Origin of the sequence: Kribbella sp. (assembly GCF_035687465.1) — a bacterium.
Lineage (GTDB): Bacteria > Actinomycetota > Actinomycetes > Propionibacteriales > Kribbellaceae > Kribbella.
In genome coordinates, this window is the sequence record NZ_DASRXP010000312.1 from 1 (window position 1) to 11348 (window position 11348).

The 11348-nt window shown below is 70.0% G+C and carries 7 protein-coding genes; 2 read left to right on the forward strand and 5 right to left on the reverse strand.

The features are described 5' to 3' along the window. Together VFG33_RS15745 and VFG33_RS15750 are read right to left on the reverse strand one after the other, a co-directional pair. Positions 1 to 1046, reverse strand: a 1046-nt coding sequence (locus VFG33_RS15745) for an IucA/IucC family protein (RefSeq protein ID WP_325053604.1), incomplete at its 3' end; no start/stop codon positions are given. Then, a complete protein-coding gene (locus tag VFG33_RS15750) occupies positions 1043 to 2554 on the reverse strand; it encodes a pyridoxal phosphate-dependent decarboxylase family protein (protein ID WP_325053605.1) in 1512 nt (503 codons plus the stop codon). The genes VFG33_RS15745 and VFG33_RS15750, both read right to left, overlap by 4 nt. A 211-nt stretch (positions 2555 to 2765) precedes the next feature. Here VFG33_RS15750 and VFG33_RS15755 point away from each other — a divergent pair, with 211 nt between their 5' ends. Beyond that, positions 2766 to 4277, forward strand: coding sequence for a hypothetical protein (locus tag VFG33_RS15755; RefSeq protein ID WP_325053606.1), 1512 nt, complete (start codon positions 2766 to 2768; stop codon positions 4275 to 4277). Positions 4278 to 4283: 6 nt separating this feature from the next. Here the strand turns inward: VFG33_RS15755 and VFG33_RS15760 are convergent, their stop codons facing one another. After that, positions 4284 to 7163 carry an ATP-binding protein gene (locus tag VFG33_RS15760; protein ID WP_325053607.1) on the reverse strand — a complete coding sequence of 960 codons (2880 nt, stop codon included), beginning with the start codon at positions 7161 to 7163 and terminating at the stop codon, positions 4284 to 4286. A gap of 214 nt (positions 7164 to 7377) precedes the next feature. Here VFG33_RS15760 and VFG33_RS15765 point away from each other — a divergent pair, with 214 nt between their 5' ends. Then, complete coding sequence (locus tag VFG33_RS15765; RefSeq protein ID WP_325053608.1) at positions 7378 to 8712, forward strand: FAD-binding oxidoreductase; 1335 nt, start codon at positions 7378 to 7380, stop codon at positions 8710 to 8712. Position 8713: 1 nt separating this feature from the next. Here VFG33_RS15765 and VFG33_RS15770 read toward each other — a convergent pair whose 3' ends face one another. Further along, the gene (locus VFG33_RS15770; RefSeq protein WP_325053609.1) at positions 8714 to 10012 is read right to left on the reverse strand and encodes a serine hydrolase domain-containing protein; all 1299 of its coding nucleotides are present in this window, start codon (positions 10010 to 10012) and stop codon (positions 8714 to 8716) included. Further along, on the reverse strand, positions 10009 to 11348 hold a 1340-nt coding region (locus VFG33_RS15775; protein WP_325053610.1), incomplete at its 5' end, for an aminotransferase class V-fold PLP-dependent enzyme. The genes VFG33_RS15770 and VFG33_RS15775, both read right to left, overlap by 4 nt.

Here is an 11348-nt window from a genome sequence, read left to right on the forward strand (position 1 = left end):
CTGAGCTGGCCCGGCCGAGGCGCGACCAGTCCGGCCAGGCAGGCGTAGCTGTCAACGTCGGCAGGGACTTCCCGCACCGCAACGTCCAGCCCGGTCAAAGTGGGACCGCCCTCGTCCAGGGCAACCCACGCCGGGTCCCGCACGATGGAGAACCGCGGATGGGCGGTCGCGGTACCGGCGTTGTAGGCGGCGTCGAGCAAGCGGTTGATCTCCAGGCCGCGGCGCAGCTCGGTGGGTGTCGACTCGCGCCGGGAGTTGGTGATGCGCAGGCCGAGCGACAGCTTCAGCATCACCGGCAGGTCCGGGTGGTAGACGGTCCGCAAGCTCGACGTCGGGTACCACTGCGCTCCCTGCGGGCCGAGCGCTTTCACCCGGCCCTCGGCCAGCAGCGCCGCAACGCGCGACCGCTGCTGCACAGCAGCTGCCTGCCACGGATGCGCTGGTACCAGCACGCGACCCGCGGACGGCGTGATGCCGGCCAGCGCCGCCATCAACTGCAAGGCGTCCAGTCCCTGCAGTGATGGCGCGCCGGCCACCTGGTCCGAGGACACCAGCTCGGCGTCGACCTCGAACCAGTGCACTGCGAAGCGACCACCGAGCTCCGGCGAGTACGCCGCGAGCTCGGCACCGCTCAACCCGTCCCGGCTCTTGGGAGCCGGATGATTCAAGTGGCCGTACAGCAGAGCCTGCTCGGCCGCGAGGAAGCGGCCCGGACCACGCTCCGCCCCCGCCGCATCGACGAAGGCAGCGACGTTCCTCACCGACTCCGCGGTCCGCGCCACCAGGTCGTCCACCTCGGCCGGGTCGGCATCGGCCGACAACAACCGCACCAGCTCCTCCGGAGCCGTTTGAGCACCGTCGACCAGCACGTCGGTGAACACGTGCAGACCGGTCGGCGATGCGTGCTGCACAGTCGCTGTCACCGCCGCGTCGCCGACAGCGAAGGACAGCGGACTGGACGCGACTGGGATCGCGGACTCGCGGGTGTAGCAGCGCAGGATCGCATTCAGATGAGCCTCGACGGCCACGTCGATGGGTGGGGTCACGCTGCTCCCTCTCCGCTTGCCGTTCGGTCGGACAGCACCTCGTGGCCGGTGGCCACGACCAGGTCGAGCAGTTCCTCGATGTCCGTCGCGGTGGCATTCGGGTTCAGCAACGTCAACTTCAACGCGACCGCCGCCGGGCGGCCGTTCCTGGCCGGCACCTTGGTCCGGCCGATCAGCACCCGCCCCGACGTCAGCAACCGGCGCCGGACCTCGCCCTGGACGCCGTCCAGGTCGGCGGCCAGGCCCTGCCCGGCGACCCGGAACAGCACCGTCGTCAGGGTCACCGGCGCCAGCAACTCGAGGTTGCTGTCGGCAACGACCCGGGCAGCGGCGGCGTGCGCGAGCTCGTGACAGGTGTCGAGCATCTTGCCCAGTCCGGACCGGCCGTATGCGGTCAGAGTGGTGGCGACTTTCACCGCGTCCGGGCGCCGGGTGGTCTGCAGGCTCCGGCCGAGCAGCCCGTCCAGCCCGGAGTCGATGTCATCCGCCGGATTCAGGTAGTCGACAGACCGGTCGAACGAGGCGAACCGGTTCCGGTCGGCGACCAGCAACATGCTCGTCGCCGCCGGCTGCCAACCGATCTTGTGCAGGTCCAACGTCACCGAGTCCGCCACCGGCAGTTCGGCCAGCAGCGGAGCCAGCCGGTCCGAGAACAAGGCCCCGAACCCGTACGCCGCGTCCACGTGCACCCAGGCCCCGTATTGGTGCGCCAGCGCCGCGATCCCGGCGATCGGGTCGATGGAGCCGTAGTCCGTCGTACCGGCGGTCGCCACCACCGCGACCGGAGTACGGTCCGGCCTGGCCAGCTCGACGGCCAGCAGGTCGAGCCGCATCCGGAAGTCCTCGTCGGACGGGATCGTGACGGCCGCCTCCTCGCCCAGACCGAGCGCCGCGCAGGCTCGCTGGACGGAGAAGTGGGCCAGTTCGGAGCAGAACACGACCGGGTTGTGGAGCCCCCGCACGCCGTGCCGCCGTACGTCGATTCCGGCGGCCGCGGCCGCGCTGTCGCGGGCGATCAGGACCGCCAGCAGGTTCGAGATGGAGCCGCCCGGAGTGAGCACGCCGTCCGCGTCGGGTCCGAACCCGGCCAGCCCGGCCAGCGCGCGAACCACCCACTGCTCGATCGCCAGCGTCGCGGGACCGGAGTCGTAGGTGTCCATCGACGCGTTGCTCGCCGAGGCCAGCGCATCCGCGTCCACCGCCACCTGCAACACCGGCGGCTGCAGATGCGCCGCGGCGTGGGGGTGGCTGAGGTCGATCCCACCCTCGTCGAGCAGCCCGGCGATCAGGTCGAGCGCCGCGGACTCACCGACCCCGGTCGACGGTACCCGCGGCTCCCCCAGCATCTCGGCGGTCCGCCGTAACACGTCCGTCGGCAGCCCGGCCGGCAACGGCCCGCGCAATCGATCGGAAACGGTCGAGGCCAGCGGCCACTCCCCGAGTTCGAAGGGCCTATGAGGTGCACGGGGCAGCGAGCTCAGCGCAGTCAGACGCGCGGGATGCGGCATCCAGATCTCCCGGATTGTTGTTAGGTAAGCCTTACTAAGGCGCCCCTAACTTACGCCGTCCGGCCAGCCGGGTGTCAACTCAGCCACGGCCTGTCACCGATGTGCTCCTCAGCACACGAATCGCCGAACCTCTGGCCGACCCGAGCGGAAAACGAAACCTTCTGCGGGCCGGGAAGCGTCTAACACCGCAAGGCGACGACTTGGGGGCGACATGAAGCAGCTGGAGAAGCCCTTCCTCTGGTATCAGCGAAGGCCGGCGTTCCTGCTCGGTCTGGCCGTGCTCCTGACCGGCCTGATCACCTGGTGGACGGGCTGGCAGTACGGCCACGGCCTGACCACCCTGGCGCTGGCGATCCTGATCGTCGGCTCCATCGACTGGAAGCTGAGTCCGCATCTGGCCGGAGCGCTGATGAGCTACTACGAGACGGTCGCGCACCTCGAGCGAGGTGACCGGAAAGCAGCTGAGCGGACCGCCGCCAGAGCGGTCCGGAGGTTCGGGAGGCTGGCCGACAACCGCCCGGCCGAACGCTGGCGCCACGCGTCGATGCTCGACCACCACTGGCGCCTGCTCAACGAGGCGGATCGACACGAGGAAGCTGTGACGGTCGCACGGCAGTGCGTCGAGAGCTGGCAGCAGGTGGTGGTGAGCGATCCCGGGCGCAGGGACGAACTGTCCCGCTCACTCAACCACCTTGCCGTCACCCTTTCGCGGCTGGAGCGCGACGACGAGGTGGTCGCCCCCACCGAGGAATCCATCGCGATCAGACGGCGGCTGATCGCGGAGCACGAGACACTGCTCGCCGTCGATCTGTCCAACCGCACGAACAACCTTCGGGAGCGCGGCGAGTTGCAGGCCTCTCTGCCCGTGGCGGAGGAGGTGGCGTCGATCCGCGGCCGGCTGGTCGCAGAGGATCCGGACCTGCTTGAGCCGGCCGCCGAGAGCACCCACAACCTCATGCGGGTCCTGGTCCGTCTGGACCGTGCCGAGGACGCAGTCAAACCCGCTCTGGAGTGGGTCGGCTACGAGCGCAGCCTTGCTGCCGAGGAGTCGCATCGGCTACCCGACCTGGCCGAAGCGCTTTACGTTCTCGGAAGCGTGCTGAAGCTGGCGAACCGTCCAGCTGAGGCGACAGCACGGTGGCACGAGTCGCTCGATCTGTCGCGCCGGCTCAGTGAGGAGAACGAAGAGCAACGGCCGGCCTTCGCGGCGGCTTGCAGCATGATCGGAGAAAAGTTCAGCGCCACCGGGGAGACCGAGGAGGCAATTGCCGTCTACCAAGACGCAATTGCCGCGCGTCGCGCGCTGATCGACCAGGACGGACAACTTGACCGCCTCGTTGAAGATCTGGCGGCGACGGCCGAGTGCCACCGTCGGCGCGGCGAGCTCGAGCAGGCACGCTTACTGGCCGTTGAAGCTGTCGTGCTCTGTCGCGAAAGTCCCAGCTCGACGAACGACGGAGTCCTGGTAGGACCACTGCATGTACTGGCTTCAGTGCACGAGGACCTTGGTGAGTTGGAACCCGCCCTGGCGCTCGGCGAGGAGGCGCTCGTACTGCTCGACGGACGCGCAGCCAACGATCATGACGAGCTGCACCACCTGATGGAGTCGCTCGAGGATCACGCGGTCCTGCTGCACCGAGCAGGGCGGTCGGCCGACGCACGCCAAGTCGAGCTCAGAGCAGTCGCCCTCCGAGAGGAGCACGACCGCGACACCGAGTTGTGACGAACGTCAACGGCCGCCCGGGTCAGGTACGCCGAGGTCCGCGAGCTCGGCTCGGCCTTCGGCAGCGCCCTTCGGAGTAAGTAGGAGGGTGGCGGCGCGTTCGAAGCGGGCGTCGATGCGTTCGAAGGCCTCGGCGGCTGACTGCATCTCGTCCGGGTCGCCGGAGAGGCGGGCAGTTGCGCGGATCAGGCAGGCGGCGGCCCAGTCGTTCTCGGCTCCGGCAGGTGCGGCCGCTGCGAGCCGGTCGGCAGCGTCCGGCAGGCCGGCGACTACCGCGAGCTCCGCACCGGCCGCGCGGGCATATGGTCCCCAATAGCCTTCCGGGAAGGCGACGAAAGCCCGCGCGACCTGGTCGGCTGCCTTCCGCATCGAGCCGGTTTGCACGGCGACCCGGGCCTCGGCGAAGATCGCGGCGGCGGCGAGCGACGGCGACATCGACGGGTCCTCGGTCCTCGCCAACTCGAGTGCGCGGGACTGCCACTGGTCGAACAGGCCGTCACCGCGAAATCCGTGCACCATCGCCACCACAGAGGCCGCGGAGCCCATCCACTCCATCGGGGGCGACCCGGCCCGCTGCCAGCGATCCCACAGCGCATCAGCATCCCGCAGACACGCGTCGAACCGCCCGGTCAGCGCGTACACCCTGATCAGCCGGGGCAACGAGATGTAGGGGTGGTCCCCGACCACGTCGTCCGCGGGCGCCGCCCGCGCGATCGACAGCGCGGCCGGCAGGTCCCCGGTGGCGATCGCGGTCATGGACGAGACCCAGTAGGCGTCGATGAGCTCGGACGCCGCGTACGGCTCGTGCCGGGGCAGCGGTTCCATCAGCCGCATCCGCTCCAGGGCGTAGGAACGGGCCTCCCGCAACCGCCCGGCATTCCCGGCCGCGACACAGAGCGCGTCCAACGCGCCCGCGATCAGGACCGGGTCACCGGCCCGCCGGGCCGCGTCGACGGCCTGCTGCGCCAACCCTTCATCCGCCGCGATCCGCCGAGCGCCGTGGTCCCAGGCCCTCGCCATGGCGAGCAGCGCGGCGACGTGCAGGTCGTCCGGCTCGCCAGCGGACCACGCCCCAGACCGCAGCCGCTCAGCCGACTCCGGCCCGGAGCGCAAGCCCGCCGTGGACTCCGCCTCGGACAGGAGTCGGGCGGTGTGGTCTGCGGGCAGGTCGAACAGCGGTCCGGCCGGGTAGCGGTTGATCGTGATCACCACCAGAGCGAGCATTGCCGCACGAACGTTGCTATCGGCAACCGCTCGGTCGGCCGCGTCCAGTAGGAGCTGAACGCTGGACTGCCCATCGGCGATCGCGAGGGTGGTATCGGCGGCCGATCGCAGGTCCCTGGCCGCCGCCACTCCGTCCTCGGCCCGGTCCGCCGCGGACCGGTAATGGCCGACGGCTTCGACGAAGCTGCGCCGGGCATAGCTGAGGTGACCCAGCGCCCGCGCCAACCGGTGTGCAGTGGGTTCAGGCCTGGCCGCGGTTCCAGCCAGGGCCGCGCGAAGGTCACCGACTACCGCGTCGTACGCCGAGCGCCAGCCGAACCCGTTGTCCGACGAGCGCCGGCCGGATGGCGCCGAGGTGTCCCTCGGCAGAGGCTGGTCGAGGACGTTCTCCAGCGCGGCGGCCGTGTCGGCGGCCCAGCGGAGATGGCGTTCCCGGGCGGTCGCCAGTTCCTCGGCGGTCAACCGGGACCGGGCGAACTCCCGGACCGTCTCAAGTAGCCGCCAGCGGGACTCACGGCGTACCACCAGGCTCTTGTCGGTGAGCCGGCCGAGCACGTCCGCGACCTCGGCACGGCCCAGCTCCGGGCTGGTCGCAGAGGCCGCGTCCAGGTCGAACCCGCCTATGTAGATGGCGAGGCGGCGGAACAGCAACTGCTCTTCGTCGTCCAGCAGGTCGTGGCTCCAGCCGATCACCGCGGCGATGGACCGGTGCCGCGGGTCCGCGCCGCGTCCGCCGGCGAGCAACCGGAGCCGGTCGTCGAGTGCGGTCCGCAACCCGTCCAGACCGAGCGAGCCGATCCGGGCCGCGGCCAGCTCGATCGCCAACGGCATCCCGTCGAGCCGCGCGCAGACGTCGGCGACGTCGGCAGCATCGGCGGAGGAGGCGCCAGTACTGACGGTGAAGGTTGGGTCGACGGCCCGCGCGCGGTCGGTGAAGAGGTCGATCGCATCGGAGTCGGCTGCGAGCGGAGGCAGCTGCACAGTCTGCTCCCCTGGTACGCCGAGCCGCTCCCGGCTGGTTGCCAGCACCGTCAGGCCGGGGCAGGCGGCGAGCAGGCCTTCAGCCAGCGTGGCCACCTCCTCGACCACGTGCTCGCAGTTGTCCAGCACGAGCAGCGACCGGCCGACTCGCAACCGCTCGGCCAGGACCTGCTCCAACGTCTGCGGCGGCTGCTCCGTCACCCCGAGCGTCGCCGCCACCGTCCGGACGACCACACCGTCCCGGGCCGGCACCAGGTCGACGAATGCCCCCGGTACGCCGTGCGCTGCCGCCACCACCGCGGCCAGCCGGGTCTTGCCCATCCCGCCAGGCCCGAGCAACGTCACCAGCCGCGCTTCGCCAAGCGCCGCGACGACCGCGGCCCGATCCGCCGCGCGCCCAATGAAGGTGGTCCGCCCAGCCGGCAACCCGACAAACCCACCGCCAGACGGCGCCGACGCGGTACGAGGCGGTGCCAACCGGTCGGCGAGGTCGCGGCGGTCGGTGGCGCCGTACTTGCGGAGGAGGGACGAGACGTGGCTCTCCACCGTGCGGACCGAGATGTGCAGCGCGTGGGCGATCTGGGCGTTCGAGCGGTGGTCGGCGATCGCGCCGAGGACCTCGGCCTCCCGCGCCGAGATCTCCACCTGCCCGTCGTCCACCACCCGGACATCATGGCCCATCCGTGGTGCCTCCGTGGTGGATCCGTGCTCAGCACGGATGCCAGCAGGTACCCCGGAGGCCGACGGTTGTCGTACGCAGCAAACAACTAGGAGGTTGTGATGAGCAACGCAAGTACGACGATGACCGCGAGGAGGTTCCGGTCGGCGACGGTGGGGCTGTGGGTGGTGCAGGTGCTGCTGGTGTCACTGGCCCGGAACAGAGCGGTGCGCTGAGATGACCGAGCTGATGATGCGCGGGTTCGACGGTGTGCTGGTCCGGCCGGGCGACGACGGGTACGACGCCGGCCGGGCAGTGTGGAACGCAGTCGTGGACCGCCGGCCGGCCTTGATTGCACGGTGCGCCAGTACTTCGGATGTCGTGGCGGCGCTGCGCTACGGACGAGACGCCGGTCTGGAGATCGGGGTGCGGTGTGGCGGGCACAGCTTCCTCGGTCTGCCGGTGGTGGACGGCGGCCTGCTGATCGACCTGTCGTCGCTGAGCGCTGTCCGGGTCGACCCGGGCAGCCGCCGTGCCTGGGTGGGCGGCGGCGCCCTGCTCGGTGCGCTTGACGTCGCCTCGCAGCGCTACGGGCTGGCGACGACAGCAGGCAACGTGTCGCACACCGGCGTCGGCGGCCTCACCCTGGGCGGCGGCATCGGTTGGCTGGCCCGCCTGCACGGCTTGAGCTGCGACAACGTCGCCTCCTACGAGCTGGTCACCGCCGACGGCGAAGTCCTGCGGGTCAGCGAGACCGAGCACCCCGACCTGTACTGGGGCCTGCGCGGTGGTGGCGGGAACTTCGGCGTCGTCACCGAGTTCGAGTTCCGGCTGCACCCGGTCGGCGCCCGAGCCCTGATCGCGGACTTGTACTACGAACTAAACGATGCCGGTACTGCGCTCCGCGGCTGGCGAGACCTGTTCGCCGACACACCTCGGCAGGCAACCCCGGTGGCCCGGGTCGGCCGGCGGGACGAGTTCCCAGGCAGACCGGTGGCGAGCATCGGCTACGTCTGGGTGGGTGATCCGGACGAGGGTCGCCGGTTGCTGGCGTCGTACGAGCGGATCGGTCGGCCGATCGACCAGCAGGTCCGCGAACTGACCTACCTGGATCTCCAAACCCGTTCCGATGATGACGAAACGCACGCGCTGCGCCGATACTGCAAGGGCTACTACCTCCGCGAGCTACCGGACGCCGCCATCGACGCATTCCTTGCCTGGGGCAATGACCCGTTCCGGCCGGGCGCGCGGATGACGCTGAACGGAGGTGCGGTCGCCGACGTACCCGATCAGGACTCGGCGTTCAGCCACCGCGACGCCCTGGTCGAGTTCACCACCTCCGCCGACTGGACCGACCCAGCCGAGGACGAGGCCCGGATCGGCGCGGCCCGCCGGTACTCGGCAGGTCTCGAGCCCTACATCAGCGGCACCTACGTGAACACGATCTCCGACGAGGGCGACGCCGTCCTCCGCCAGGCCTACTCCGCGGCGAAGCTCGCCCGCCTCCGCGACGTGAAACGCACCTACGACCCCACCAACGTCTTCCACCGCACGACCAACATCAGGCCCTGAATCAGCGGCCGTACGGCGTCTGGGTCAGGGTGAAGGTGGCGAGGTCGAGGTGGCTGATGCGCCCGCCCTCGCGGATCACGCGAAGTTTCTCGCCGGCGAAGTAGCCGTCGCGACCGCGGTACAGATCAGCTCCGACAGGTGAGAAGCGGGACGTGAGCGCGCCGGAGAGTTGGAGCAGGCCGGCGGAGACGCTGATCGTCAACGGGCTGTTGCCCCAGTACCAATGCCCCAGCAGTTCTTCGCCCTGGGACAACTCCAGCTCTGGCAACCACTCCGGCGGCAGCACCGGCTCGTACGCCGTGAGCGTTCTGAGCAGGTCCATCGGCACCGAGGCGCACTTCCCGTACGTCGCGTTCGCCAGGGTGACCGCGCCGATCCGCCGGACCCGGTCCACGAACAACCCCGCCAGGAACCCGGGCATCGACCCGGTATGCCCGACGAACAAGTGCGGGTCGTCCGCGCACAGCCGCAAGCCAAGCCCGTACGACGCGGCCAGGGCCTCCCCTGGATCCCCGGCGGAAGGGGCCGCCATCTCCTCGACGGTGTCGCGGGCGAGCACCTCCAGGGACGGATCGATCCAGAACGACGCATACCGGGCGAGGTCCTCGATCGTGCTCCACAACTGGCCCGCCGGAGCCATCGCCCCGGCGTCGTACGCGGGCTCCTCCGCGAGCCGTCCGCTGAACGGATGCACGGAGAACCCCTGCGCGGCCGGGGCCGCCGGGAAGTACGCAGTACGGCGCATCTCCAGCGGCGCGAGGATCCGCTCGGAAACCAGGTCGAACCAGGACGCGTTCCGCAGCCGGGAAACGATCTCGCCGAGCAGCCCGTACCCGAGATTCGAGTAGTGGTGCCGCTGATCGGCCGGACCGGCGGCGTGGGAGTCGTCCATCGCCGACGCCAGCGCGTCGAACGAGACCCCGGGATTGCGCTCCCACCAAGGCCCGACGGGCTCGGCGTTCATCCCGCCCGAGTGCGCCAGCAACTGCCGGATCGTGCGGTCGCCGAACGCGACCCCCGGCAGATGCTTGCCGATGGCATCGTTCAGCGAGAGCAGCCCGTCATCGCGGCACTGCATCACCAGCACCGCCGTCATGGTCTTCGTGATCGACCCGATCCGGTACTGCACATCCGGTCCGGGTTGCCCACCGTTGGCCGAGGCGAACTGCCCCCGGGAGGCGGTCCACACCAAGGCTCCGTCACGGATCACCCCGGCATTGATCGACGGCAGCTTCCACTCGCTCTGTGCCACCGCCACGTCGGCGTACAAGGCGGCCGTGGTGTCAGTACGCAAAGTCACTCAAAGGCCTCCGGGGAAGGGCAGGAGCAGATCAGGTTGCGGTCACCGTAGGCACCGTCGATCCGGCGTACCGGCGGCCAGTACTTCGCGGTCCGGTCGACCGACTGCGGGAACGCGGCCTCCTCGCGGGTGTACGCGTGCTCCCACTTGTCGTTGATCACCGACGACGCGGTGTGCGGCGCGTTCACCAGCGGGTTGTCGCCGGCCGGCCACTCCCCCGCCGCGACCCGGTCGACCTCGTGCTTGATCGCGATCATCGCGTCGCAGAAACGGTCCAGCTCGCCCAGATCCTCGGACTCGGTCGGCTCGACCATCAGCGTGCCCGGGACCGGGAACGACATCGTCGGCGCGTGGAAGCCGTAGTCGATCAGCCGCTTCGCGACGTCGTCGACGGTGACTCCCGTCTCCTTCGTCATCGGCCGCAGATCCAGGATGCACTCGTGCGCGACCAGCCCGTTCTCGCCGGTGTACAGCACCGGGAAGGCGCCCTCGAGCCGCTTCGCCACGTAGTTGGCCGTCAGTACTGCGGCCTTGGTGGCGGCCGTGAGTCCCTCGGCACCCATCATCCGGATGTACGCCCAGGAGATCGCCAGCACACCGGCCGAACCGAACGGCGCTGCGCTGATCGGGCCGACCCCGGACTCCGGACCGGCCTGGTCCAGCAGCGGGTGGTTCGGCAGGTACGGCGCCAGATGCGCAGCCACCGCGACCGGACCGACACCCGGGCCACCGCCACCGTGCGGGATGCAGAACGTCTTGTGCAGGTTCAGGTGGCTCACGTCACCGCCGAACTCGCCGGGCTTCGCCAGCCCGAGCAACGCGTTCAGGTTCGCACCGTCGACGTACACCTGACCGCCGTTGTCGTGGACGATCTGGCACACCTCGGTGACGCTCTCCTCGTACACGCCGTGCGTGGACGGGTAGGTGATCATGATCGCGGCGAGCTTCTCGGTGTGCTCGGCCGCCTTGGCGCGCAGGTCGTCCAGGTCGATCGTGCCGTCATCGTTGCCCTTGACAACGACAACCTTCATCCCGGCCATCACCGCGGAGGCCGCGTTGGTGCCGTGCGCACTCGCCGGGATCAGGCAGACGTTGCGGTCTTGGTTGCCCTGGGCCCGGTGATACGACCGGATCGCGAGCAGTCCGGCCAGCTCGCCCTGCGAACCGGCGTTCGGCTGCAGCGACACCTTCGCGTAGCCGGTGACCTCGGCCAGCCAACGCTCCAGCTGACCGATCAGCGTCACGTACCCGGCCGCGTCCTCGATCGGCGCGAACGGGTGCAGGTCGGAGAACTCCGGCCAGGTGATCGCTTCCATCTCGGTGGTCGCGTTCAGCT